General features: G+C 65.1%; 25 protein-coding genes. 14 read left to right on the top strand and 11 right to left on the bottom strand.

Translation table 11 applies throughout. The features are described from left to right. The first annotated feature begins 185 nt into the window (after positions 1-185). Positions 186-2567: a putative bifunctional diguanylate cyclase/phosphodiesterase gene (locus tag BVH73_RS05405; protein ID WP_079416775.1), complete on the top strand. Its 2382-nt coding sequence runs from the start codon at positions 186-188 to the stop codon at positions 2565-2567. A gap of 54 nt (positions 2568-2621) precedes the next feature. After that, positions 2622-5030, top strand: coding sequence for a putative bifunctional diguanylate cyclase/phosphodiesterase (locus tag BVH73_RS05410; RefSeq protein WP_245800424.1), 2409 nt, complete (start codon positions 2622-2624; stop codon positions 5028-5030). A gap of 177 nt (positions 5031-5207) precedes the next feature. Here the strand turns inward: BVH73_RS05410 and purT are convergent, their stop codons facing one another. Further along, positions 5208-6413, bottom strand: a complete 1206-nt coding sequence (gene purT, locus BVH73_RS05415; RefSeq protein WP_079416777.1) for a formate-dependent phosphoribosylglycinamide formyltransferase — start codon at positions 6411-6413, stop codon at positions 5208-5210. A gap of 31 nt (positions 6414-6444) precedes the next feature. Beyond that, positions 6445-7092: a DUF1345 domain-containing protein gene (locus BVH73_RS05420; RefSeq protein WP_079416779.1), complete on the bottom strand. Its 648-nt coding sequence runs from the start codon at positions 7090-7092 to the stop codon at positions 6445-6447. Between the two features lie 167 nt (positions 7093-7259). Here BVH73_RS05420 and argB point away from each other — a divergent pair, with 167 nt between their 5' ends. The 6 genes from argB to BVH73_RS05450 all read left to right on the top strand — a co-directional run bounded on the left by argB (position 7260) and on the right by BVH73_RS05450 (position 13252). After that, positions 7260-8174 (top strand): acetylglutamate kinase, encoded by a 915-nt coding sequence (gene argB / locus BVH73_RS05425; RefSeq protein WP_079416781.1) that lies wholly within the window; start codon positions 7260-7262, stop codon positions 8172-8174. Positions 8175-8440: 266 nt separating this feature from the next. Beyond that, positions 8441-9760: a quaternary amine ABC transporter ATP-binding protein gene (locus BVH73_RS05430; protein WP_079416783.1), complete on the top strand. Its 1320-nt coding sequence runs from the start codon at positions 8441-8443 to the stop codon at positions 9758-9760. Beyond that, positions 9744-10619, top strand: coding sequence for a glycine betaine ABC transporter substrate-binding protein (locus BVH73_RS05435; protein ID WP_079416785.1), 876 nt, complete (start codon positions 9744-9746; stop codon positions 10617-10619). The genes BVH73_RS05430 and BVH73_RS05435 overlap by 17 nt, the downstream gene beginning before the upstream one ends. A gap of 114 nt (positions 10620-10733) precedes the next feature. Continuing rightward, on the top strand, positions 10734-11594 hold the full coding sequence (locus tag BVH73_RS05440) for an ABC transporter permease (protein ID WP_079416788.1): 861 nt from the start codon (positions 10734-10736) through the stop codon (positions 11592-11594). Next, positions 11594-12454, top strand: coding sequence for a glycine betaine ABC transporter substrate-binding protein (locus tag BVH73_RS05445; protein WP_079416790.1), 861 nt, complete (start codon positions 11594-11596; stop codon positions 12452-12454). Before BVH73_RS05440 ends, BVH73_RS05445 begins: the two co-directional genes overlap by 1 nt. Before the next feature lie 78 nt (positions 12455-12532). Beyond that, the gene (locus BVH73_RS05450; protein WP_079416792.1) at positions 12533-13252 is read left to right on the top strand and encodes a pyrimidine 5'-nucleotidase; all 720 of its coding nucleotides are present in this window, start codon (positions 12533-12535) and stop codon (positions 13250-13252) included. Positions 13253-13347: 95 nt separating this feature from the next. Here BVH73_RS05450 and proC read toward each other — a convergent pair whose 3' ends face one another. After that, a complete protein-coding gene (gene proC, locus BVH73_RS05455) occupies positions 13348-14205 on the bottom strand; it encodes a pyrroline-5-carboxylate reductase (RefSeq protein ID WP_079416794.1) in 858 nt (285 codons plus the stop codon). A gap of 287 nt (positions 14206-14492) precedes the next feature. Between proC and tsaB the strand changes: the two genes are divergently transcribed. From tsaB to BVH73_RS05475, 4 genes are all read left to right on the top strand, one after another. After that, positions 14493-15320 (top strand): tRNA (adenosine(37)-N6)-threonylcarbamoyltransferase complex dimerization subunit type 1 TsaB, encoded by an 828-nt coding sequence (tsaB, locus tag BVH73_RS05460; protein WP_079416796.1) that lies wholly within the window; start codon positions 14493-14495, stop codon positions 15318-15320. After that, the gene (gene rimI / locus BVH73_RS05465) at positions 15317-15862 is read left to right on the top strand and encodes a ribosomal protein S18-alanine N-acetyltransferase (RefSeq protein ID WP_079416798.1); all 546 of its coding nucleotides are present in this window, start codon (positions 15317-15319) and stop codon (positions 15860-15862) included. The genes tsaB and rimI overlap by 4 nt, the downstream gene beginning before the upstream one ends. An 11-nt stretch (positions 15863-15873) precedes the next feature. Further along, positions 15874-16758: a uracil-DNA glycosylase gene (locus BVH73_RS05470; protein WP_079416801.1), complete on the top strand. Its 885-nt coding sequence runs from the start codon at positions 15874-15876 to the stop codon at positions 16756-16758. 177 nt (positions 16759-16935) lie between these two features. Further along, positions 16936-17235, top strand: a complete 300-nt coding sequence (locus tag BVH73_RS05475; RefSeq protein WP_079416803.1) for a hypothetical protein — start codon at positions 16936-16938, stop codon at positions 17233-17235. Between the two features lie 103 nt (positions 17236-17338). On the opposite strand, the gene BVH73_RS16045 is transcribed toward BVH73_RS05475, so the two are convergent. Both BVH73_RS16045 and BVH73_RS16050 read right to left on the bottom strand, forming a co-directional pair. Then, a complete protein-coding gene (locus BVH73_RS16045) occupies positions 17339-17695 on the bottom strand; it encodes a c-type cytochrome (RefSeq protein WP_245800426.1) in 357 nt (118 codons plus the stop codon). Positions 17696-17713: 18 nt separating this feature from the next. Then, positions 17714-18076 carry a c-type cytochrome gene (locus BVH73_RS16050; RefSeq protein WP_245800478.1) on the bottom strand — a complete coding sequence of 121 codons (363 nt, stop codon included), beginning with the start codon at positions 18074-18076 and terminating at the stop codon, positions 17714-17716. Between the two features lie 283 nt (positions 18077-18359). On the opposite strand from BVH73_RS16050, the gene BVH73_RS05485 reads away from it, so the two are divergent. Then, complete coding sequence (locus BVH73_RS05485) at positions 18360-19181, top strand: undecaprenyl-diphosphate phosphatase (protein ID WP_079416805.1); 822 nt, start codon at positions 18360-18362, stop codon at positions 19179-19181. Here the strand turns inward: BVH73_RS05485 and BVH73_RS05490 are convergent. Then, complete coding sequence (locus tag BVH73_RS05490; protein ID WP_079416807.1) at positions 19167-19976, bottom strand: LytR/AlgR family response regulator transcription factor; 810 nt, start codon at positions 19974-19976, stop codon at positions 19167-19169. The genes BVH73_RS05485 and BVH73_RS05490 overlap by 15 nt on opposite strands. Further along, positions 19973-21007, bottom strand: coding sequence for a sensor histidine kinase (locus tag BVH73_RS05495; protein WP_245800427.1), 1035 nt, complete (start codon positions 21005-21007; stop codon positions 19973-19975). Before BVH73_RS05495 ends, BVH73_RS05490 begins: the two co-directional genes overlap by 4 nt. A gap of 88 nt (positions 21008-21095) precedes the next feature. Here BVH73_RS05495 and argH point away from each other — a divergent pair, with 88 nt between their 5' ends. After that, a complete protein-coding gene (gene argH, locus BVH73_RS05500) occupies positions 21096-22496 on the top strand; it encodes an argininosuccinate lyase (RefSeq protein WP_079416811.1) in 1401 nt (466 codons plus the stop codon). A gap of 48 nt (positions 22497-22544) precedes the next feature. Here the strand turns inward: argH and dcd are convergent, their stop codons facing one another. The 4 genes from dcd to BVH73_RS05520 form a co-directional block, all read right to left on the bottom strand. Further along, complete coding sequence (gene dcd, locus BVH73_RS05505; protein WP_079416813.1) at positions 22545-23111, bottom strand: dCTP deaminase; 567 nt, start codon at positions 23109-23111, stop codon at positions 22545-22547. A gap of 19 nt (positions 23112-23130) precedes the next feature. Continuing rightward, on the bottom strand, positions 23131-23445 hold the full coding sequence (locus tag BVH73_RS05510) for a DUF167 domain-containing protein (protein WP_079420372.1): 315 nt from the start codon (positions 23443-23445) through the stop codon (positions 23131-23133). A gap of 67 nt (positions 23446-23512) precedes the next feature. After that, the gene (locus BVH73_RS05515) at positions 23513-24055 is read right to left on the bottom strand and encodes a histone (RefSeq protein ID WP_079416815.1); all 543 of its coding nucleotides are present in this window, start codon (positions 24053-24055) and stop codon (positions 23513-23515) included. A gap of 543 nt (positions 24056-24598) precedes the next feature. Then, positions 24599-25828, bottom strand: coding sequence for a ribonucleotide-diphosphate reductase subunit beta (locus BVH73_RS05520; protein ID WP_079416817.1), 1230 nt, complete (start codon positions 25826-25828; stop codon positions 24599-24601). Positions 25829-25934 lie beyond the last annotated feature (106 nt).

The raw sequence follows: 25934 nt of genomic DNA on the forward strand, positions 1-25934 counted from the left end.
ACTTGCCAGTTTGACTTTCAATATCACCCGACTGATGCGGGGACATGACGCCTGCGCCGGGCCCGACCCTGAAAAACAGCCACAAGACCCTGATGTTTCAGCCGAATTTACAGTGCGCACCAGGCCGAGTCCCTACACTCTTTGGCGTTTTTCTTCGCCCCGCGCGCAGGCCAGCATCGCCCCCCATGGATCAAGCCCATCCCTCCAATCAATCGCGTCGACCGCAGAAAGCGATCTTGGCGCTGAATCTGGCGGGCTACGGTGTGGGCGCGCTCACGATTCTGGGTTACGCCTGGATCGGCCTGTTGCAGCCCATCGTCGCCGCGGCGTATTTCGGCATCGGGGCGCTGGTCAACATCGGGCTGTATGCCTGGATTCAGCGCCTGAGCGACGAAGCGGTTCGCGCCAAGAGCTTTCCCACCTACGTCTTTCTGTTGCTCAATGTCGGCGTGCAGCTGGGCTTCGCGGTCTGGCAGCCGCAGATCGCCTTCTTCGCCATGCTGATCCTGATCGGCATCGTGCCCATCGAGGTGCTGCGCTTCCGTCGCCGCCAGATTGCATTCATGTATGGCCTGATCGCGGTGATGACGCTGATCGCCCTGCTGCTCAGCGACGGGCGCTGGAGCATTCCGAGCGAGGGCTGGCCCCAGAAGGCGCTGCTCTGGGTGGCCTTCACCGAGGCGCTGGCCTTCAGCCTGGCGACGCAGATCGTCAAGGAGCGCTACAGCCGCAAGCTCGTGCAGCACACCGAGAAGATTCGCGACGAGTTCAAGACCTTCCGCACCATCGCGTTTCGAGACGATCTCACCGGGCTGGCCAATCGCCGCGCTTTCATGCAGCAACTCGCCGCCACGCTGGTCAGGCATCCGAGCCAGGCGCTGGCCGTGGGCATGATCGACCTCGACCGCTTCAAGATCGTCAACGACCGGCTGGGGCATGCGGTGGGCGATCAGCTGCTGGCCGAAGTCGGCAAGCGCCTGCGCGGCGTGTTGCGGCAGCACGACTTGTTGGCCCGACTGGGCGGCGACGAGTTCGTGGTGATGCTCACGCACTACACCTCGCTCGACCAGCTCCGCACCGTGGCCGACCGGCTGGTCAAGAGCATGGAGCAGGAGTTCGTGGTGCAGGGCCATGCGCTGCAGATCGGGCTGTCGCTGGGCATCGTCATTCAGCAGCAGGCGCAGCCGGTGGACGCGCTGACCTTGATGCGGCGCGCCGACCTCGCCATGTACGCCGCCAAGGAAAACGGCCGCCAGCAGTTCCGCTTCTTCGATCAGCACATGGAAGACGCGCTGCAGGAGCGCGATCGCAAGCTGAACTGGGTGCTCGAGGCGCTGCGCGACAGGCGCCTGGAGCTGCACTATCAGCCCATACTCTCGTTCGAGCACCGTTCAGCGCCGGACGATGTCGGCATTCGTGGCGCCGAAGCCCTGCTGCGCCTGCGAGACGAGAACGGCGTGCACAGCGCCGCCGCCTTCGAATCCGTGCTCGACGACGAGTTGATCGGCGTGCCGGTCGGGCGCTTCGTGCTGTCGGCAGCCCTGGAGCAGGCGCAGCGCTGGCATGCGCAGGGCCGCGACATCCCGATCAGCATCAACATCAGTCCGCGGCATTTTCTCGATCCGCAATTTCTGTCGGACCTGCGCTCGGCGCTGGAGCGGCACCCGCAGTGTCCGCCCGACCGGCTGATTCTCGAAGTCACCGAGCACGGCTCAGAGCTCGACAGCCGCATGGCCGGCTTTGTCGTCAGCCGCTGCCGCCATCTGGGCGTGCGGGTGGCGCTCGACGACTTCGGCACGGGCAGCGCCAGCCTCACACATCTGCAGCAACTCGAAGTCTCGGCCGTGAAGATCGACCGCAGCTTCACCCGCGACCTGTTCACCAGCGGCGCGGGCCTGAGCATCACCTACGGCCTGCTGCGCACCGCCGCGCTGATGGGGCTGAGCGTCGTCGCCGAGGGCGTGAGCACCCCGCAGCACGCCCTGGCGCTGGCCTCCATGTCGTGCCGGCGCTTTCAGGGCTATGCCATCGCCCGCCCGATGACGGCCGAGGCGATGGAAGCCTGGCTTGCCGATTGGCGCCGCCATCTGCCCTGGGCCGAGCTGCTGGGCCAGCAGGCGCAGCTCTCGCCCGACGCCATCCACGCCCTGGTGCAGCACAACAACACCGCGCTGCACGCCGAACGCGGCACCCTCAACACCGCCGAACGCCGCCAGCTGATGATGACCGACGCCCAGGCCCTGTGCGCACTGGGCCGCTGGTGCCATCACAGCGCCGGCCAGTACAGCAACCGCCCCGGCTTTCTGCGCCTGGTGCGCGAGCATCACGTGTTCCACACCCGGCTGCGCGAAGAACTGGCCGACGCCGGCCCGGACGCCGAGCCGGTCAAGATCAAGACCCTGGGCGAACAGAGCCGCCTCATCCGCCACCAGTTCTGGAACCTCATTCTTCTGGGCGTCGATGCCGCAGCCGACGCCGCGACGGCCTTCGACAGCGCCTTCGACCCCACGCCGACCGAATCCGGCGAGACGGCCTCCGGTCCGACGGCCCTCACCTTGGTGCGCTGAGACCGGCCCCCAGGCCCGGCCGCTTGCAAACAAACGGCGCAACATGGACACTTCGTGCCGACAAGACGCTCCCGCGGCGGCGCCATGCCGCCCAGGCCGAACATGACACAGCGCGCCCCCGATCCCGCACCCGATCCTGCTTCCGCACCGCCAACCTCCCTGCTCACGCGCACCCTTGCAGGCTATGTGCTGTACACAGGGCTGCTGCTCGCCTATGCGGGAATGGGGCTGCTGCCCTGGCTGGCCGCGGTCGGCTACGGCCTGCTCGGCGCGACGGTGAATCTGGCCCTACTCAACGGGATGCTCTACTTCCCCCGGGGTCGCAGCGGCGCCGATGCCTTTCCGGCCACGCTCTACCTCTTGCTCAACGTGGGGCTTCAAGCGCTGTTCTTCGCTTTGCTGCCGCGGGTGGGGGGCCTGTTCGTGCTGCCTTTGATCGCGCTGGTGCCGGTGGCCGCGCTGCATGTGCGGCGCATGCAGATTGCCGCGAGCCTGCTGCTGATGTTGGGTCTCACCGGCGCAGCCATCATGCTGACGCCCGGCCACATCGAATTGCCCATGGACGGCGACGCGCAGCGTGCCCTGGCGTGGGCGGCCCTGCTGGCGGCGCTGGCCTTCGGCGCCACGCTGATGATGACCATCGAGGGCTTCAACCGCCTGCTGATCCAGGACAACCTGCGGCTGAGCAAAGCCTTCAAGGCCCTGCGCCGCTACGCCCTGCGCGACGAGCTCACCGGGCTGGCCAATCGCCGCATCTTTCTCGATCACCTCAACGACCTGATGCGGCGCCACCCCGGCCAGGCCTTGAGCATCGGCCTGATGGACCTCGACCGTTTCAAGTCGGTCAACGATCGTCTCGGCCACGTGATCGGCGACCAGCTGCTCATCGCCGTGGGCCAGCGCCTGCGCGGCGTGCTGCGCGAAGGCGACCTGCTCGCACGCTTCGGTGGCGACGAGTTCGTGGTGCTGCTGCCCGGCTACAGCACCGAGCAGCAGCTCAGTTTCATCGCCAAGCGGCTGGTCGACTGCATCGAGGAGCCGTTCCACATCCAGGGCAACAGTCTGCAGATCGGCCTGTCGCTCGGTCTGGTGGTGCAACAGCACGACGCTCCCGTCGACGCCGAAACCCTGGTACGGCGCGCCGACATGGCCATGTACGCGGCGAAGAAGAACGGGCGGCAGCAATACCGCCTCTTCGACCAGCAGATGGAAGATGCCATGCAGGAGCGGCACCGCAAACTGCAGTGGGTGCAGGCCGCGCTGCGCGACAACCGGCTGGAGCTGCAGTACCAGCCCATCCTCTCCTTCGGATCGGGCGCGGTGCGGATCGACGGCGCCGAAGCGCTGCTGCGCCTGCGCGATAGCGCGGGCCTGCACCGTGCGGCCACCTTCGAGGCCGTGCTCGACGACGACACGCTCAGCGTCGCCGTCGGGCGCTTCGTGCTCGCGACGGCCATGCGCCAGGCCGATGCCTGGTTCGGCGCGGGGCGGCCGCTGCAGATCAGCGTGAACATCAGCCCGCGGCACTTCCTCGATCCACAGTTCCTCTCCGACCTGCGCAGCGTGCTCGCCCAGCACCCGCAGTGCCCGCCCAAGCTGCTCGCCCTGGAGCTGACCGAGCATGGCTCGGAGCTCGACGGCGCGATGGCGCGCTTCATGGTCGCGCAATGCCGCCAGCTTGGCGTGCAGGTCATCCTCGACGATTTCGGCACCGGCAGCGCCAGCCTCATCCACCTGCAGCAGCTCGAAATCACCTCGGTGAAGATCGACCGCAGCTTCACCCACGACCTGTTCACCAGCGGTGCGGGCTTGAGCATTTCCTATGGCCTGCTGCGCATCGCCGAGCTGATGGCGCTGGAGGTGATCGGCGAGGGCGTGAGCTCGGCGCAGCACGCGCTGGCGCTGGCCTCCATGGGATGCCGCCGCTTTCAGGGCTATGCCATCTCGCCGCCGCTGTCGCTTTCCGATTTCGAGATCTGGCTCGCGCATTGGCCCGAGCTCATACCCTGGACTGCCTCGATCGGTCAACAGCCCTCACTGCCGGCCGAGGCGATTCAGGCCCTGGTCTGGCACAACGCCGTGGCCCTGCGCGCGCAGCAAGACACTCTGAGCGACAGCGAGCGGCAACTGCTGCTCAAGCCCAACGCCGCGCTGCATAGCGAACTCGGATTGTGGTGCCAGGCGCACCAATCCTTGTACGGCGACCGTCCCGCCTTCCTGCGACTGATCCGCGAGCTGCACATTTTTCACACCCGCCTGCGCGAACAGCTGTCGACCAAGTCCCCCATCGACCCCGCCCAGGCCGCGCAACTCAAGGCGCATAGCCGGGTCGTGCGGCATCAGTTCTGGAATCTGGTGTTGGTGAGCATTCCATCGGTGGCAGCCAGCGATGGGCGATCCGCCGATCCCACCACGCCAGAGCATGGCGACACGGCCTCGCAGCGGCCCACCGTGCCGGAATGAGGCCCTATTGCCCTATTGATCCGGCACGTTGAAGTTTGAAACGGCACCTCCCCACCCCGACCCTCCCCACAAGTGGAGAGGGAGCAAACACTCCTCCCCCACGGAGTGGGGGAGGCTGGGAGGGGGAGGCCCTTGCATGGCGGGGCCCATGACCCGTTCATATTTCTCCATGCCGGATCAATCGGCCGCCACCACCCGCACCAGCTGCGCCGCGCGTTTGGCCTTCTGCCGCGCGTCGTCGGTCGATTCGGCACGGGCCAGCGCCACGCCCATGCGGCGCTTGACGAAGCTCTCGGGCTTGCCGAACAGGCGAAGATCGGTGCCCGGAATGGCCAAAGCGGCTTCCACGCCTTCATAGCGCACGCCCCGCGCCTCGACGCCGCCGTAGATCACGGCGCTGGCGCCCGCGGTCTTGAGCGACGGGTCCACCGGCAGTCCGAGAATGGCCCTGGCGTGCAGCTCGAACTCGCTCTGCCACTGGGTCATGAGGGTGACCAGTCCGGTGTCGTGCGGGCGCGGGCTGACCTCGCTGAACCAGACCTGATCCCCCTTCACGAAGAGTTCCACGCCGAAAATGCCGCGTCCACCCAGCGCTTCGGTGATGCGGCGAGCCATGTCGCGGCTGCGCTGCAGCGCCACCGGATGCATGGGATGCGGCTGCCAGCTCTCCACATAGTCACCGGCCACCTGCACATGCCCGATGGGCTCGCAGAAGTCGGTGCGCACAGCGCCGTCGCCCCCCACGCTTCTCACCGTGAGCTGGGTGATTTCATAGTCGAAGTTGATGAAACCCTCGACGATCACGCGGCTCTGCGCCACGCGGCCGCCCGACATCGCCGCCTCCCAGGCCGGGCGCACGTCGGCGGGTCCGTCGAGTTTGCTCTGCCCCTTGCCCGAAGAACTCATCACCGGCTTGACCACGCAGGGATAGCCGATGCCGCCGTCGATGGCGGCCTGCAGCTCCTCCAGCGAATCGGCGAAGGCGTAGGGTGAAGTGGCCAGGCCCAGTTCTTCGGCGGCCAGTCGGCGGATGCCTTCTCGGTTCATCGTCAATCGCGCCGCGCGCGCGGTCGGAATGACCGTCACCACGCCCGCGGCCTCCAGCTCTTCGAGTACCGGCGTGGCGATGGCCTCGATCTCCGGCACCACCAGGTGCGGCTTCTCCTGAAGGATGAGCGCGCGCAAGGCCTCGGGGTCGGTCATGCTGAGGGTGCGGGCGTGATGGGCTACCTGCTGCCCCGGCGCGTGGTCGTAGCGATCCACGGCGATGGTTTCCACGCCCAGGCGCTGCAGCGCGATGAGCACTTCCTTGCCCAGTTCGCCCGCGCCCAGCAGCAGCACGCGGGTGGCCGCGCGGGAAAGCGGGGTGCCGATCGTCGTCATCTCAGAAATCTCCCTATCTCTATCCAGAAGGCTAAAAGGCGCTGGCCAGGGCGTTGACCGTCAACGCCAGAATGACCACATTGAAAAAGAACGCTGCCACGCTGTGCAGCAGAACCAGGCGGCGCACATGCCGCCCGGTGATGTTCACGTCCGAGGTCTGAAAGGTCATGCTCAGCACCACGGAGAAATAGAGATAGTCCCAATAATCCGGCACCTGATCGCCCGGAAACTGCAGCGCCGGGTGGCCCGCGCAGCGGGCGGCGTAGTCGCTGTGGGCATACTGCAGCGCGAAAATGACCGAAAAGAACAGCCAGGCCAGCACGATGCTGCTCCCGGCCAGCGCCAGTTCACCCGGGTGGCCGCGCACCGAATGCAGCTCGACCGACAGGGCCGCGAACACGGTGCCCGAGAGCGCGAGGCTGAACAGCAGCACCGTCCAGCGGCCCTCGGTTTCCAGTTCGGTACGGCGCTTGAGGGTTTCGTTCGTGGCATGCACCATCATCCACGCCGTACTGGCTAGAAACATCAGCACACTGGCGTTGAAGGCCCACAGCAGGGCGACGGCCGACGGCTGACTCAGGCGCACGGCCCACCACAACACCACCCCCAGCCCCAGAGCGGCACTCAACCGGGGTCGGTTGCGCAGCGTGCGATAGAGGCTGGTGAGCGGATTGACCATGGCCCCGAATTTTAGGGCGATGATGTGCCCGGCTTTCGGACCCGCCCGGCACATGAGGCCAAACCCATGGCTCCGGTGGCCCGCGCACCCGCAGGCGCGACAGACTCCTAGAATTGCGCGGCGCAGCACAACCTCCGCTTCCATGCCACCCCTTTGAACCGACATCCATGAGCGCCGACACCCCTCTCGCCCCTCCCGACCTGTCGCACATCGCCCCCCGTGAGCAGGCCGAAATCCTCGCTCAGGCCCTGCCCTATATCCGCAAGTTCCACGGCAAGACCCTGGTCATCAAGTACGGCGGCAACGCCATGACCGATCCGGCCCTGCAACAGGATTTCGCCGAAGACGTGGTCCTGCTCAAACTCGTGGGCATGAACCCAGTCGTGGTACATGGCGGCGGTCCGCAGATCGACGAGGCGTTGAACCGCGTGGGCAAGAAGGGCACGTTTGTGCAGGGCATGCGCGTCACCGATGACGAGACCATGGAAGTGGTGGAGTGGGTACTGGCCGGCCAGGTGCAGCAGGACATCGTCGGTCTGATCAACCACGCGGGGGGCAAGGCCGTGGGCCTCACCGGGCGCGACGGCGGCCTCATTCGGGCGCGGAAGCTGCGCATGCGCGACCGGGAAAATCCCGACACCGAAATCGACGTCGGCCAGGTGGGTGAAGTGGCGTCGATCGACCCGTCCGTGGTCAAGGCGCTGCAGGACGATCAGTTCATCCCGGTCATTTCTCCCATCGGCTTCGGCGAGGACAACGCGTCGTTCAACATCAACGCCGATGTGGTGGCCGGCAAACTGGCCGAAGTGCTGTGCGCCGAAAAGCTGCTGCTTCTCACCAATATCCCCGGCGTGATGAACAAAAAGGGTGAGTTGCTCACCGATCTCACCGCGCATGAAATCGACGAGATGTTCGCCGACGGCACCATTTCAGGTGGCATGCTGCCCAAGATTTCCTCGGCGCTCGACGCCGCGAAGTCAGGCGTCAACTCGGTGCACATCGTCGATGGACGCATTCCGCACGCCATCCTGCTGGAAGTGTTGACCGAGCAGGCCTTCGGCACCATGATCCGGTCGCACTGAAGCCCTGCGGGCGCAGGCACCGGGAGGGTCCCCGAGCCGTCCACAGACTATCTTTCCTTCCTGCAAAAAGGCCGCATTCTTTGCGGCTTTTTTCGTTTCAGGCCGCCTAGAATCGATCGAATTTACAAATTTAGGCACATCGACCTGTATTTCCGAGTCATTTGGTCGATTGTTCTAAAGTGCATCGATTATTTGGTTAATGATTTATTGATTAATCTGTCATATTTATATATAATATAACATCTTTTACAGGGAAAATTATAAAGATGACAGATAATCCACAAACCCATCCTAAAATAAGCATTCAATCCGTCAGCAAAATCTTTGGCAAACATGCCAATAAGGCCATCGATCTCCTCCAGGGTGGCCTTGGAAAATCCAGAGTTCAGTCGGAAACCGGGGTGGTTGTGGGTGTTCATGATGTCAGCCTGGAGATCTATCCCGGTGAAATCTTCGTGATCATGGGCTTGTCAGGAAGCGGGAAATCCACCCTGCTTCGACTCATCAATCGCCTCCAGGACCCGACGACGGGCCGAATTCTGGTGGACGGCGAAGACGCCACGGCCATGAACACCCAGGCCCTGCGCGCGCTGCGGCGCCAGAAGTTCGGCATGGTGTTCCAGAGCTTCGCCCTGTTGCCCCATCGCACCGTGCTGGGCAATGTGGAGTTCGGCCTGGAAATCCAGGGCCTGCCCAAGGCGCAGCGGCAGGAGCGCGCCATGCAGGTCATCGAGACCGTCGGTCTGAAAAGCTACGAGAACCGCTACGCCTCGGAGTTGTCCGGTGGCATGCAACAGCGTGTCGGTTTGGCCCGCGCGCTGGCGGCCGACCCGGAGATCCTGCTGATGGACGAGGCCTTCAGCGCGCTCGACCCGCTGATCCGCAGCCAGCTTCAGGATGATCTGCTCGAGATTCAGGAGCGGCTGGGCAAGACCATCGTCTTCGTCTCGCATGATCTGGACGAGGCCATCAAGATCGGCACACGAATTGCCATTCTGCGGGACGGCCGCCTCGTGCAGATCGGCACGCCACAGGAAATCCTGTCGGCCCCCGCCGACGACTATGTCTCGGCCTTCGTCGAAGGCGCAGACCGCACCAAGGTGCTCACCGCGGAGCAGATCATGCAGCCCCTGCGCGTGGCGGCCAACACCCGTGACTCGGCCCGCACCGTGCTGCGCAAGATGGAACGCAGCGGCTTCAGCGGACTCATCGTGATCGACAGCGCGCGCAACCTCAAGGGCTTTATCGAACTGGCCCAGGTCACGGCCCAGCGTGACGCCGAACGCATCAGCCTGGCGCAGGTGCGCCCGCTGCCCACCGCGACACCCGACGCCAAGCTGGCCGATCTGATTCAGCGCGTCAATACCGAAGGCTCTCCGCTGTGCATCGTCGATGCGCGCAACCGCGTGATCGGCGTGGTGGACAAGAGCAGCCTGATCGCAGCGCTGGCGCAGGGCGATCTGGGCACGGAAAGCGGCGCACCGGGCGACGCGGCACCGTCGGCGCCCACCACGCCCGCCGAACGGACCGACGCAGAGACGCCAGCCAGCCCGACCAAGGAGGCCGCCGATGCCGCTCAAACCTGAACGTGGTCCTGCGCCCGATGTGACTCGCCGCCGCGCGGCGCAACTCGCTGCAGGCAGTCTGCTGCTGCCATGGACGCTGGCCCAGGCCGCGCCCGAGCCCCTGCGTCTGGGTTATGTGAAGGCCTGGCCCAGCAGCAACATTCCCTCGCACCTGGTGGCGGCCTATGTGCGCAAGCGTTTTGGCCTCCCTGTGGAACTGGTGTCGAGCGAGCCGGGGCCGATGTGGGAAGCCGTGGCCAGCGGACGCACCGATCTCACCCTCACGGTCTGGCTACCCGGCACCAGCGAGGTGTATTACCGCAAGCTGAGAAGCAAGCTCGTGCATCTGGGCGCTTATTACCAAGGCACGCGACTGGGTCTGACCGTACCGGACTATGTGCCGCTGAAAAGCATCACCGAACTCCAGGCGCATCACGCCCGCTTTCAAGACAAGATCTACGGCGTCGAGTCTGGGTCCGTGGTCAACATGATGGCCAACCAGGCGATCAAGACCTACCACCTTGCGCCGATGTCGCTGGTCACCAGCTCGACGGCGGCGATGACGGTGCAGCTCAAGCGCGCCATCCAGCGCAAGGACTGGATCGTCGTCACGGGCTGGCAGCCGCTGTGGATCTGGGCTGGTTTCAAGCTGCACTTCCTGGAAGATCCGTCGGCGGTCTTCGGCGGCATCGGCCACATGGACACGGTGATCAACCCGCAACTGCAACGCCGCGCGCCTCAGGTCGTGGACTGGCTGCGCACCTTTCACCTATCGCAGGCCGAGCTGGCCAGCATGCTGCTGCAACTCTCGAACGGCATGACGGTGGATCAGATCGCGGCGCAGTGGCTGGCCCGCCAGCCTGAGACCCGCACGGCCTGAGCCGGCCCACTTCGGGTCTTCGGGCCCTGCTGCCCGGCGCCTGAGCCGGCCATGCGCCGTCGTGCGGCGAGGCGAAGCCTTGTCTCGAACAACCTTTTCTAGGAGAACGCTTTCATGTCAATTGGACAACCGATACCCATTGGGGACTGGGTCAGCAACGGGGTCAATACTCTGACCGACCGTTACGCGGCCGCCTTCGACTCCATCACCCACGCCGTCCACTTTCTCATCGCCGGACTGCAGACTGGACTGGCCTGGATTCCCGTGCCGGTCTTCATCGCGCTGGTGGCCGTACTCGCCCTGGTGGCCATGGGATGGAAACGTCCGGGCGGCTGGTCTCTGGCGATCTTCAGCATCCTGGGACTGGGTCTGGTGTGGAACCTCGGCTACTGGGACGATCTGATCAAGACCCTGGCGCTGGTCCTGGCCGCCGAGGTGCTGGTCATCCTCATCGGCGTGCCCACCGGCATCCTGAGCGCCAAGAGCCGGCTGCTCGAAAAGACGCTGCGGCCCGTGCTCGACATCATGCAGACCATGCCGGCCTTCGTGTACCTGGTGCCCGCCGTCATTTTCTTCGGTCTGGGCCTGGTGCCCGGGGTGATCTCCACCACCATCTTCGCGCTGCCGCCCCTCATCCGCCTGACCACGCTGGGCATCCGGCAGGTTCCGCACGAGTTGGTCGAAGCCACCCAGTCTTTCGGCGCCACATGGTGGCAACTGCTGACCAAGGTTCAGATCCCCTCGGCCCTGCCCTCCATCATGGCCGGGGTCAATCAAAGCATCATGCTCGGGCTTTCGATGGTGGTCATCTCCGCGATGATCGGTGCCGGCGGCCTGGGCAATGTGGTGCTCGAAGGCATCACGCAACTCGACGTCGGCAAGGGTTTTGTCGGCGGTCTGTGCGTGGTGATTCTGGCGATCATCCTCGATCGCCTGACCCAGTCCCTGGGTCGTCTCAACAAGGAGAAACACTAATGCAACGACGTCAATTCCTCTCCCTCGGCGCAGTCGCTGCCGCCACGGCCGTTACGGGCATGCCCGCTTTCGCGGCCGACAAGGCCCCGATCCGCATGACCTATGTGGCCGCCTGGCCGAGCAGCAACCTCACCACCCATATTGCCGCGAGCATCATCGAGAAAAAGCTGGGGCATGCCACGCATCTGACCTCCACCGATGCCGGCCCGATGTGGGCCTCGGTGGCCTCCGGCCGGTCCGACGCCATGCTGACGGCCTGGCTCCCCACCACGCATCAGGTGTACTGGGACAAATACAAGAAGGACGTGGTCGATCTGGGCGCCGTGACCGATGGCACCTGGCTGGGCCTGGCCGTGCCGACCTATGTGCCGGTGAACACCATCGCCGAACTCGAAGCCCACCATGCCCAGTTCAAGAACCGCATCACCGGCATCGAAGCGGGTGCGGGCATCATGCTCAACACGCGCAAGGCCATCAAGGCCTACGACCTCAAGGACATGGAGCTGCTGACCAGTTCCACCGCCGCCATGGAGGCCCAGCTCAAGCGCGCGGTGGCCCGCAAGGACTGGATCGTGGTCACGGCCTGGAAGCCCCTGGGCATCTGGGCCCAGTTCCCGCTCAAGGCGCTCGACGATCCCCAGCACGTCTACGGCGTGAGCGGCCATATCGATGCCATCGTCAACCCCAAGCTGGAGAAGAGCGCGCCTCGCGTGGTGCAGTTCCTGCGCGACTTCAAGCTGCCGCTCGACGATATTCAGGCCATGATGGTCGAGCTCAACAGTGGCAAGAGCCTGCCCGACGTCACCGCAAAATGGATCGCCGACCATCAGACCCAGGTCAACACCTGGACCCAGGCCTGATCCTCTCCTCGATCCGTCACGATCGGTTCCAATGCAAACCGCCGCGCCCTCGCGGCGGTTTTTTCGTGCTGCTCGCCCATGCCCTCTCTCACGCCTCCGTCACGCCCGCAGACCGTCTGGCTGCTCGATCTCGACAACACCCTGCACGATGCGTCCTGGCGCGTGTTTCCACTGATGAACGCGGAGATGACGGCCTTCATCGAACGGCATCTGGGCGTGGACCGCGAAGAGGCCAACCGCATCCGCGCCCGGTTCTGGCAGCGCTACGGCGCCACGCTGCTCGGGCTGATGCAGGAGCATGGTGTGAACGTCGCCCAGTTTCTGCGCGAAACCCATGACTTTCCCCATCTGTCGCGCATGCTGCGCTGCGACGGCAGCGAGCGCGCGGCCCTGGCCCGTCTGCCGGGCCGCAAGATCGTGCTCACCAACGCCCCGCGCGATTACGCCCGGCGCGTGCTGAAGGCTCTGAAGCTCTGGCCGCTGATCGATGGCCTGCTCGCCGTCGAAGATATGTGGATGTTCCGCAAACTGCGCCCCAAGCCTGACGCGCGCATGCTGCGCCATGTCCTCTCACGTCAGCGGCTGCGCCCCGCGCAATGCGTGTTCGTCGAAGACACGCCCGGGCATCTGAAGGCCGCCCGCCGCATCGGCCTGCGCGGCGCCTGGATGGTGCGCTACGCCAGGCGCGCCGCGCAACGCCGACGCGATCTGCCCATGGAGCGCACCGGCCTGCACGGCAGGCCCGATTTCGTCGCCGCGCGCATCCGCAGCCTGAATGAGCTGGGGCGGCTGGTCTGAGACAGCGCCCAAGCGCTCAGGCAAATGCCGAGCCGCCCCGGATTTTCTCATTCCCATCGGGAGACGGGCTGGGCAAAGCGCGGGCCTGGGGGCGATCAGCTCGCGTCCAGCGCGTCGCCCAGCTCCTTGGCGCGCTGGTCGGCCGCGTGCAGGGCACGCACGATCGTGGTCTGCATCTCGGCCGCATCGAACACGGCCAGCGCCGCTGCCGTCGTGCCGCCCTTGCTGGTCACATTGGCCCGCAGCGTCCCCAAGGACTCGCTGCTGCCCTGTGCCAACGCGGCCGCACCCGCCAAGGTGGCCAGGGCAAGCTCGCGCGCCTGATCTTCAGTCAGGCCGAGCTCGGCCCCGGCGCGGGTCATGGCTTCAGCCAGGTAGAACGCATAGGCCGGGCCAGACCCCGAGACGGCCGTGACGGCGTCGAGCAAGTCTTCACGCGCCACCCAAACCCGCCGACCCGCAGGGGCCAGCAAGGCATCGGCCAGAGCGCGGTCGGCCTCGGTGGCCTGGGCGCTGGCAAACAGCCCTGTGATGCCCTGGCCGATCAACGCCGGCGTGTTGGGCATGGTGCGCACCAGTCGCTGCGCTGCGGTCTGGCGCGCCAGCGCGCTGCACCGCACCCCGGCCATGATGCTGACGTGCAGCGCATCGGCGAGATGGGGCCGGCATTCGGCTGCGGCCTGCGCGAATTGCTGCGGTTTCACGGCCCAGACCACGGCCTGCGCGTCATGCAGCTCGGCGGAGGGCGCCTCCAGCACGCGGACGCCGGGGAAGCGCTGCTGCAGACGCGCACGCTGCTCGGCAAAGGGCTCGACCACACGCAGGTTTGCGGGCGCCGCGCCCGAAGCCAGCAGTCCGCCCAAGAGGGCGCTGCTCATATTGCCCCCGCCAATGAAGGCGACGACGGGCAGGGAAGCGGAAGGTTCGGCCGGGAGAGTCTGAGTCGTGTTCATGCGCACATTGTCCCAGCTTGTCGGACAAGTCCCCATCCCCACCCCAACCCTCCCCACGAGTGGGGAGGGAGTGATCTCACCTCCCCCACCCCGCGGGGGAGGCCGGGAGGGAATGCCCACCCCAACCCTCCCCACGAGTGGAGAGGGAGTGATCTCACCTCCCCCACCCCGTGGGGGAGGCCGGGAGGGGGATGCTCGATCCGCACGCCATGCTTCCTCCCCCCGATGCACAGCCTGGAGCGATGCCCACAAGCCGATGCCCGCAATTCACCGATAATTCCGGCTCCATGCGCGTCCTTGCCCTCGACACCAGCACCGAAGCCCTGAGCGTCGCGCTCAGCGTGGACGGCCACTGCCGCACCATCGATGAAGCCGGTGGCCCCCGCGCCTCGCAGCGCCTGCTGCCCTTGTGCGCCGAACTGCTGCAGGCCGCCGGGCTTCAGTTCTCCGATCTTCACCTGATCGGCATGGGCGCGGGACCGGGGGCCTTCACCGGCCTGCGCACCGCGGCCTCGGCCGCGCAGGGTCTGGCCTATGCCCTGGCCATTCCGGTGGCCCGGGTCGATACGCTCCAAGCCCAGGCAGAAACCGCCTTCGCCCTTCACGATGGCCTGGGCTCGGTACTGGCCGACCCGATGGAGGCCGAATCCGGCACTGTGGTTCTGGTGGCGAACGATGCCCGCATGGGCGAGTTGTACTGGGAGTTGTTCCGCGCGCAGCCAGCGGGTTGGCAGAGCCTGCACCCGCCGGCCGTGCAAAGGCCCGAACACGCGGTGCTGGCCTGGGCCGAAGTGCTGGCCGACCTCCCCGAACAGCTCGATTCCGGCGCACTCCCCAGGCTGTTGGCCTGTGGCAATGCCTGGAGCGAACACGCCAACGCTCTGTCAGCAGTCTTTGCCAGCCATGCCGGTGACAATCCTCGCCTGGCGGCACTGCGGCGGGCGATGCTGCGCGCGGTGGCGTGCACTCCGTCGGCCGCCGCGGTGGCCCGGCTGGCCCTGCAGCAGCATGCCGCAGGGCTGAGCGTGTCTGCAGCGCATGCGCAGCCCATCTATGTGCGAGACAAGGTGGCCCTGACCACGGCGGAGCGCGAACTGGCACGCGCCGCCCCATGAACGCCCGCCTGCGCCCAGACGACATGGCGACACCGGCCGGTCAACTTGCCTATGCCCTGCGGCCGATGACCGCAGCCGATCTCGACGCCGTGGAGCGGATCGAGAACGCCATCTACGACTTCCCCTGGAGCCGGGGCAATTTCGCCGATTCACTGACCGCGCAGTACCACGCGCAAGTCCTCACCGATGCCGCCGATACGGTCTGCGGCTATTTCGTGGCGATGCCCGGTGTCGAGGAGATGCACCTGCTCAATATCTCGGTGGCCCCGCCGGTTCAGGGCCAGGGGTTGAGCCTGCTGATGCTTGATGCCGTGGCCCTGCTCAGCCGGGCCGACAGTGCGCTACTGCTGTGGCTGGAGGTGCGTCCGAGCAATGTCCATGCGGTGCGCATCTACGAACGCTACGGCTTCTATCCCATCACACGCCGACGCGACTACTACCCCGCGGCCGATGCCCAGGGCCGCCCCTGCCGCGAAGATGCTCTGGTGATGTCGGCGCAAGTGGGCGATCTCCTGGCGCGCCGTGGCCTGCGCCCAGCCTGATCAGCCCCACCATGACAGCCTCCAAAGACACCACCCCCCTCACGCCGCAGATGCTGAGCTGGATGCAGGCGCTCGGTCTGGGGCCGCTGTATGTGCGCCGGGATGCGCTGCAAACGCCCGCCGTCTCCGATAGCCCGGAGCCGTCGCCCTCCCTGGCTGCCGCCACGACATCGCCAGGAGCACAACCGGCTGATCTCCCCGGAGCCACGGAGCGCCACCCGCGCGCAGCCACCCGGGTCGACGCACCTGTCGCTTTGCCGAGCACCCCTCGGGATCAGGCAATCGCCCACATGAACTGGGCGGAGCTGGAAGCTGGCGCCCAGGCCTGCCGGGCCTGCAAACTCGGCAACAGTCGGCACCAGGCCGTGTTCGACGGCGGCTCCACCCAAGCCCGCTGGATGATCGTCGGCGAAGCCCCAGGTGCGGAAGAAGACCGGCAAGGCCAGCCCTTCGTCGGCGCTGCCGGCCAGTTGCTCGACGCCATGCTGCAGTCCATCGGACTCGACCGCCAGACCGACGATCCGCGGCGCGCGGTGTACGTTGCCAATGTGCTCAAGTGTCGACCGCCAGGCAACCGCAACCCACAGCCGGAAGAGGTGGCCCAGTGCGTACCGTGGCTGCAGCGCCAGGTCGCCCTGCTGCGTCCGACACTCATTCTGGCCCTGGGGCGATTCGCCGCACACAGCCTATTGGGCAGTCAGGCCCCCATCAGCCAGCTTCGCGGCCAGGTCCATGCTTTCGGTGGCATTCCGGTCATCGTGAGCTATCACCCGGCCTACCTGCTGCGCAACCCGGCCGACAAGGCACGGGTCTGGCGGGATTTGTGTTTCGCCCGCGAGACTTTCGCAGAGAGGGACGCGATACCCGCCGCCGCTGCGGCAACCCACCCGAACTGAGACTTTTTTCACGAATGGGGTGGCTGCGTGGCGCAGCATGGGGGTTGACCCTGAGCGCCGAATCCGCCGCAGTTCCGAACAATGTAAAACATGTCCCAAAGGGCGCAGAGCAGCGTTTTGCACCGCACGACCATACAGGGGGTATGGCACGCCTAGCCCACAAACCAGGAGAGAGACATGCAGATCGACACCGCTTTTTTCATCAATGCCGTGGGCATTGCCATCATGATTTACGGACTGGTCGATGTGCTGCTTCTACGCAGCAAGATTCCTGGCGGGCAGGTGGGCAAGGCCTGGAAGGCGCTGACCATCCTGATCGCGCTGTTCACCCTGGGCTACCTCGTCTCGCCCTTCTTCAGCAGCCTGCCGGAAGACTCCATCCGCATCATCGTGTCGCTGATCTTCCTGTTCGGTGCGGTGTACGTGATCCTGACCGTTCGTCTGCTGTACCGCATCATCGCGGAACTCTCGGCCTGATCGCCACGGCCTTGGCGCCCACAAAAAAGCCCGGTGTGCGCACCGGGCTTTTTGCTGCATGCATCGGTCGGCACCTTGCCGCCATGCACCGTGGTTCACGCCATCAATGCATTTCGTCGCGGATGTACAGATCGCCCTTGAGGCTGGCGATGTAGGCAGCGATGTCCTGCAGATCCTGCGTGTTGTACTGCGCCACCATACCGCTCATGATGGCATTGTTGCGGCCATACAGCGGCGTCTGGTGCTTGGCCTGGTATTGCTGCAGGGCGTGGAACAGATAGCTCTGGTATTGACCCGCCAGCTTGGGGTAGTTGGGGGCGATGGGCTTGTCCATCCCGGCACCGTGGCAGGCAATACAGCCACCCTTGTTGACCAGATCTTCACCCTTCTTGATGTCGGCTGCGTGAGCAAACTGCGCCAGGGTCAGGCTGGCCACTGCCAGCAGAACGAATTTTTTCATCGGGGATCTCCGCGCTTGTTATTTGATCGGCTGGCCTTTAGGCACGGCGTAATAGGCCGCGATGTCGGCCATCTGCTGGTCGGTCAGCGACGCGGCGACGGCGCGCATGGTAGGAAAGCGGCGGTTGCCGTTCTTGTATTCCTTCAGCGCATCGACGATGTATTGCGCGCTCTGGCCGTTGATCATGGGCACGGCAAACATTTCGGGGAAGGAGGAGCGGTAGCCACCTCCCATGTTGTGGCAACCTTGGCAGGTGGCCACCAGCTTGGCGCCTACAGCGGCATTGCCAACCACGTCCTGCGCGTGGGCGGAGGCCGCAAGCATCAGGGAAGCGAGAAAGAGGACTTTTTTCATTGCAGGCGCGAGAGTCTTGAGAGCCATCAAACAAGCGCCCCATTATAGGGAGACACCACGCTTCATCGCGTCATTTTGTCGCAGTCAAGACTTAACGCGTTCCTGAATTGACAAAACGCAGACTCCATGTTTTTGAATCAAAATGTAACTTTACTGCGTTGGCCCACCGCATGTGGACGGCTGGCGCCCCGCTCCGCCGAGGGCCGCGGCAAGGGTAAAAAAGCGCAACAAAACGTGGCGACTCAGCAGAAACTAAGCCGCGGTCTGTCAGAATCTTCGCCGCAAAAATCAAAACGACACCACCACCCTCATGCACCTCTACCTCCTGGCCATCGCCGCCCTTCAAGGCGTGACCGAACTGTTCCCCATCTCCAGCCTGGGTCACAGCATTCTCATTCCCGCGCTGTTTCATTGGCCCATCGACCGCACGGCGGACTGGTTCCTGCCTTTCATCGTGGTGCTCCATCTGGGCACGGCCACCGCGCTGCTGATCTATTTCTGGCGCGACTGGGCACGCCTGATCGGCGGCTGGCTGCGCGCGGGCGGCAAGGCCTCCAACGCCGATGCCCGGCTGCTCTGGCTGATTGTGGTCGGCACGATACCGGCAGGACTTCTGGGACTGCTGCTGTCGCACAAGATCAAGGCACTCTTCGGCGGTTTTGCCTTCGCCGCCATCGCATTGATGCTCAACGGACTGTTGCTGCTGGGCGGAGATGCGTTGAAGCAGCGGCGCGGCCTCATCGCCCTGCCCCGGCTCGGCTGGATGCGCGCCTTTCTGATCGGGCTGGCGCAGGCGCTGGCCTTGATCCCCGGATTCTCCCGCTCGGGAGCCACGCTGGTCGCCGGTCTGGGCCTGGGGCTGAGCTATGCCGATTCGGCCCGCTTCTCTTTTCTGCTTGCCACGCCCATCATCGCCGCAGCGGGTTTGCTGGAAGTGCCCAAGCTGCTGCATGCGGGCGTCCCCCATGCGCTGCTGGGAACGATCGCGGCGGCCGGGCTTTTGGCGGGTGTTTTCGCCTGGCTGTCCACCTGGTTCCTGATGCGCTGGTTTTCCGACCACGAGATGAAGGCGCTACGGCCTTTCGGCATCTATTGTCTGCTGCTGGGTGCCGTGGCGCTACTTCTGGGGTGAGGGTGGCGTGCGCATCAGGGCCTGAACGGCAGCCACCCGCCGTCGGCTGACGGGCAGGGTATCAGGCACACCGTGCAGATGCAGCGTCCAGGCGCCGCTGTCGGCATCGGCGCTTGCAGACTCTTGCTCCAGCGCGAGACCCTCCACGGCCGATGCCGGCCGCTCCAGGCTGCGGATGGCCTGGGCCGCGACCAGGGCGCTGCGGTGGATGCGAACGAAGTGCTCGGCGTAGCGCTGCTCCAGATCGACCAGCGAGGTATCGACGAGATAGTGCTGATGCAGGGTGCGCAGCGTGGTGTATTTGGTGTCGGCGCGGCAATACAGAATGTCGGCAAGGGGCAGGCGCTTGAGGGCGCCGCGATCCTGCACGGTGAGATAGACGGTCTCCACCCCCGTCGGGGTTGACGCCACGGCGCCCTGGGCGCGCAGCCACAGGGTGGCCTTGCCCATGGCCAGTGCCAGGCGCTCACGGCGTACCGGCTTGGTGAGATAGTCCACGGCAGAAACACCGAACGCGTCGAGGGCGTGTTCCTCATGCGCCGTCACGAACACGATGGCCGGATGGTGAACGCCGGGATCGCCCGCCAGTCGCCTGGCCAGGTCCATGCCCGTCTGCCCCGGCATCTGGATGTCGAGCAGCAGCACGTCGACACGCAGTCTGCGCAGCAGCGCCCAGGCCTCGGCAGCGTCGGCCGCCTCGTCCACCACGGCCTGCGTGGTCTCGGGCAGTTCGGCGAGCAGACGCCGCAATCGACTGCGGGCCAGCGGTTCGTCGTCAACGATGAGCACGTTCATAGCGGCAAGCGTAACCGCGCCCGCCAGCGGGCCGTCCCTTCTTCGACCACCTCGCCCTGGTCCACCTCGGCGGCGATGTCGTACAAGAGATGCAGACGCTGGCGGATATTGCGCAGCGCCGTGCCCGTGCCGTGCCGACGTTGCGGCGGCGTATCGCTCAGGGCGGGCAGATCGTTGCGCACGCTCACTTCGATCTGGCCCAGCCTGCGCGCCACGTCGATGTCGATCTGCACCGTGCGGCTGCTGCGCTCCACCCCGTGCCGCACCGCGTTCTCCACCAGCGGCTGCAGGGTCAATGCGGGAATGCGGATCTGCAGCAGGGTTTCATCGACATGCCATTGCACCCGCATGCGCTCGCCGAAACGCACCGACTCGATGTCGAGATAGCGCCGGGCCAGATCCATTTCCTGCTCCAGCGTGACCAGCGTGCCCGGCTTGCCCACACTGGCGCGGAACAGTTCGGCCAGATCGTCGAGCACCGCCTCGGCGCGCTCGGGCTGTTCGCGCACCAGGGCGCTGGCGGCGTTGAGGGTGTTGAACAAAAAGTGAGGACGGATGCGCGATTGCAGCTCATTGAGCCGTGCCTGCATGTCGATCGGCGTGAAGGCCCGGGCGCGGAGCTGCAGATAGTGCACGAAGACCAGCGCCAGCGCGGCGCCTGCCAGCATCGCCTGCCACGGCCGCTGCGCACTGTGGGGCGCGAGGGCGTCGAAGAGCGGTTGCACCAGCAGGTTCAGCCCCAGGGCCGAGAGGCCACCCAGCACCAGCGCCACGGCAAGCACGGCAGCCGCAGCACGCAGTCGCCACAGCCTCTGGGTCATGCACATCAGCGCAAGCCAGAGCAGCGCAGCCGGTTCGACCCAGGAAAGCAGCAACAAGGCGCCGATGCGTCCCTCGCCTTCGGGCCATTGCAACAAAACGATCAGGGCCAGCAGCAGGTTGAGTGCGACAAGCGCACGCACCAGACTGCCCGCGCCGCAGATATCGAGGCGCACGGCGGCTTCGTTGGCGGTGACCGGTTCTCCCGACATTGGCATGCTCGGCGCTTGTTCCTGAAGGCTTCTCTAAAATTGAGGGTTTCCACCTTGGCGCCGCAACGCCGTCCCGCGAGATCAACCCATGCACGATCAATTCGAACACAAGCAGCAAGCCTGGTCCGCGCGTTTTTCCGAGCCAGTCAGTGCTCTGGTGCAGCGCTATACCGCCTCGGTCGATTTCGACCAGCGGCTGGCGCTGTTCGACATCGCCGGATCGATCGCACATGCCACCATGCTGAGCGAACAGGGCATCCTCAGCGCGGACGACCTCGCGGCCATCGAGCGCGGCATGGCGCAGATCCGTGGCGAGATCGAGTCCGGCGCATTCGACTGGAAACTCGAACTGGAAGACGTCCACCTCAACATCGAAGCCCGTCTGACCCAACTCGTGGGCGATGCCGGCAAGCGATTGCACACGGGGCGCAGCCGCAACGATCAGGTGGCCACCGACATCCGCCTGTGGCTGCGGGACAGCATCGACCAGACCCTCACGCAGTTGCGCGCGCTGCAACGGGCCCTGGTGCAACTCGCCTCGCAGCATGCCGACACCATCATGCCGGGCTTCACCCATCTGCAGGTGGCTCAGCCAGTGAGCTTCGGCCACCATCTGCTGGCCTATGTGGAAATGTTCGGCCGCGATGCCGAACGCCTGCGCGACTGCCGTGCCCGCGTGAATCGCCTGCCCTTGGGCGCCGCCGCGCTGGCCGGCACCACCTTTCCGATCAACCGTCTGCGCGTGGCCCAACTGCTGGGTTTCGACGACGTGTGCCAGAACTCGCTCGACGCCGTGAGCGACCGCGACTTTGCCATCGAATACAACGCCGCCGCGGCCCTGATCATGGTGCACATCAGCCGCTTCAGCGAAGAGCTGGTGCTGTGGATGAGCCCGGCGTTCGGCTTCATCGACCTGGCCGACCGCTTCTGCACCGGATCGAGCATCATGCCGCAGAAGAAAAATCCCGATGTCCCCGAACTCGCGCGCGGCAAGACCGGACGGGTCGCTGGCCATCTGATGAGTCTGCTGATGTTGATGAAGGGGCAGCCCCTGGCCTACAACAAGGACAACCAGGAAGACAAGGAGCCGCTGTTCGATACCGCCGATACGGTGATCGACACCCTGCGCATCTTCACCGACATGGTGGGTGGCATCCGCGTCAAGGCCGAGGCGATGGAGCGCACCGCGCTCCAGGGCTACTCCACCGCGACCGACCTGGCTGACTATCTGGTGAAGAAAGGTCTGCCCTTCCGCGACGCGCACGAGGCGGTTGCCCAGGCGGTGCGATTCGCCGTGGAGCGTGGCGTTGGACTCGAAGACATCGGCCTGAACGATCTGCGCCGGTTCTCGTCGCGCATCGGAGAAGACGCGCCCGAGGCGCTCAAGCTGCAGGGCTCATTGGCCGCCCGCGATCATCTCGGCGGTACCGCGCCCAACCAGGTGCGCGCCCAGGTGGCGCGGTGGCAGGCCGCGCTCGACGCGGCGTGACCCGGCGCGTCCGGGGCGCCGCATCCCCCGACCTGCCGACCGCCGCGATCAGGCGCGCGGCAGCGTGACGCCGTGCTGGCCCTGATACTTGCCGCCACGATCCTTGTAGCTGACTTCGCAGACCTCGTCGCTCTCGAAGAACAGCACCTGCGCGCAGCCCTCGCCCGCGTAGATCTTCGCGGGCAGCGGGGTCGTGTTGGAGAACTCCAGGGTCACATAGCCCTCCCACTCGGGCTCGAACGGCGTGACGTTGACGATGATGCCGCAGCGCGCATAAGTGCTCTTGCCCAGGCAGATGGTGAGCACGTTGCGCGGGATGCGGAAGTATTCCATCGTGCGCGCCAGCGCGAAGCTGTTGGGCGGAATGATGCACACGTCGCCGCGAAAATCGACGAAGGACTTCTCATCGAAGTTCTTCGGATCGACGATGGTGCTGTTGATGTTGGTGAAGATCTTGAATTCGTTGGCGCAACGGATGTCGTAGCCATAGCTCGACGTGCCATAGCTGATGATGCGGTGCCCATCGACCTCGCGCACCTGCGCAGGCTCGAAGGGTTCGATCATCGCCGTGCTTTGGGCCATGCGGCGGATCCATTGATCGGATTTGATACTCATGATGTCGGCGCGGGCTGGCTCAAGCAGGCCGCTGCAATAGGGCAGATAGGCGCAACCATACCGCATCGGCAGGCGCATCGGCCTGCACCTGCTTGCACCGCGAGGACTGTCCCCGCTTGATCTTCACGGCGCGACGCGGCAGATCGCAGCACGCTGCCAGGTAGTCGGTCAATGCCCGGTTGGCCTGGCCCTCCACCGGCGGCGCGGCCAGCCGCACGCGGAGCATCCCGTCCTGCACGCCATCGAGTTCGGTACGGCGCGCATGGGGCACGACACGCACCACGAGCAATGCGAACCCATCCTCTTGTCGAAGCCAGTCGGGATAGGGTTCCATCAAGGTGATGTACGAAGCGGCCATAAAAAACCCGGGCCACCGGCCCGGGCTCGAACGCTTTGAAAACTCAGGGCTTGCTGGTCGGAAACGGCCAGGCTGCCTGCGGATTCAACTTGGTTTGCGCGGGCGCGGCCTTTTTGGCGGGCGCAGGCGCAGCCTTCTTCGCCGGTGCGGCCTTCTTCGCCGGAGCAGCCTTCTTCGCCGGAGCGGCCTTCTTCGCCGGAGCGGCCTTCTTCGCCGGAGCAGCCTTCTTCGCCGGAGCAGCCTTCTTCGCCGGAGCGGCTTTCTTCGCCGGGGCGGCCTTCTTCGCCGGGGCGGCCTTCTTCGCCGGGGCGGCCTTCTCCGCCGGAGCGGCTTTCTTCGCCGGAGCGGCTTTCTTCGCCGGGGCGGCCTTCTTCGCCGGAGCGGCCTTCTTCGCCGGAGCGGCTTTCTTCGCCGGAGCGGCCTTCTTCGCCGGGGCGGCTTTCTTCGCCGGGGCGGCTTTCTTCGCCGGGGCGGCTTTCTTCGCCGGGGCGGCCTTCTTCGCCGGGGCGGCCTTCTTCGCCGGGGCGGCCTTCTTCGCAGGAGCTGCGGCTTTCTTTGCCGGTGCAGCTTTTTTCGCAGTTGCCATGGTGATTCTCCTTGATCAAGTCTTTTGAAGTTGAGCCGGTCGCCAAATCGCGTCCGAGCGCCTCACGGCCCCGCCTCCCGGCGGTTTCCTGTACGGGACATCGGCACGGCGTTCAGCCGGCACCACCTGCGATCGGCTCAGCGCTGATCCGTGCAGGGGATTCACTTCCGTCGGCGACAAAGCCTCTACGGGAAGGAATGCGTGAGGGCATGCCTTCGCCCCGGCCCGGGACATCCCGAACTCGAGACGTTTGCAGACACGCCGAAATGAAGGGAACAGGGAGTTGGACATCACCATGGATGCCTCTTGAGACCACGCCATGCCCACCCCGTTCTTGCCAACCAAGGCAGGCCGCAAAGCCGAGCCCCTGCCTTGCGGGAACCCCGACCCTGCGCGCTCGAGAAAATGCGAAGGAGACACCACCCGCCGGCCCTGCTCGGCCGGATCTGACGGGGTGGATTGGACTCGTTGAACGCTCACTCTGTGGGGCTATGGGTCGTTAGGGCATGGCGTTGTGCGCGAAGGGGTCACCTCATTCGAGGATCATTCCCAGGACAACGCTCCGCCAGATTGGTACTCGATCACACGGGTCTCGAAGAAGTTGCGCTCTTTCTTCAAGTCGATCATCTCGCTCATCCAGGGGAAGGGATTCTCTTCGTTGGGGAAGATGGCATCGAGGCCAATCTGTACGGCACGGCGGTTGGCGATGAAACGCAGATAGCCCTTGAACATCGATGCGTTCAGACCCAGAACGCCGCGCGGCATGGTGTCTTCGGCGTAGCGGTACTCGAGCTCGACCGCCTGATGGAACAGGCCGGTGAGCTCGCGCTTGAACTCGGGCGTCCAGAGGTGCGGATTCTCCAGCTTGATCTGGTTGACCAGATCGATGCCGAAGTTGGTGTGCATGGACTCGTCGCGCAGGATGTACTGGTACTGCTCGGCCGCGCCGGTCATCTTGTTCTGCCGCCCCATCGACAGGATCTGCGTGAAGCCGACATAGAAGAACAACCCTTCCATGAGGCAGGCGAACACGATGATGGAGCGCAGCAATTCCTGATCGTTGCGCTCCGATCCGCCGAAGGCCGAGGTACGGAATTCGGGGTTGGTCAGCGTGTCAATAAAGGGAATGAGGAACTCGTCCTTCTCGCGGATGGAGGCGATCTCGTGATACGAGTTGAAGATCTCGCTTTCATCGAGGCCGATGCTTTCCACGATGTACTGATAGGCGTGGGTGTGAATGGCCTCCTCGAAGGCCTGGCGCAACAGGTACTGGCGGCACTCGGGGTTGGTGATGTGACGATAGGTGCCCAGCACGATGTTGTTGGCGGCCAGCGAATCGGCCGTGGTGAAGAAGCCGAGATTGCGCTTGATGATGAGCCGCTCGTCATCGGTCAGGCCATGGGGATCCTTCCACATCGCGATGTCGCGCGACATGTTCACTTCCTGCGGCATCCAGTGATTGGCACAGGAAGCCAGGTACTTGTCCCAGGCCCACTTGTACTTGAACGGCACGAGTTGGTTGACGTCGGCGCGACAGTTGATGATGCGCTTGTCTTCGGCACGCACACGCTCGTTGGATGCGGCACGCTGGCTGTAGACCTCTGCCGCAAGTCCCAACGCCGAAGCGGGGGAGTGAGGAGGAGGAGAGGCAGACGCCTGATGCGCCCCGGCCGAGGCTTCCATCGATGGATGCGCGGCTGAGAATGAGCGCTCCGCCAGCGCAGCTTGCGCGGGGTTTGCAGAGGTCGGTTGTGGATCGTCCCAGGTCAGCATATGGTCGTTACCTTCCGTGAATTATCAAGTGTTCAGCACAAACGCTCAACACAGATGAAGTGGTGATGCAGGGTTTGCCGTGCGCGTGTTGTGCAGGCGCATCGTT

Source organism: Thiomonas intermedia (genome assembly GCF_002028405.1).
GTDB classification, from domain to species: Bacteria; Pseudomonadota; Gammaproteobacteria; order Burkholderiales; family Burkholderiaceae_C; genus Thiomonas; species Thiomonas intermedia.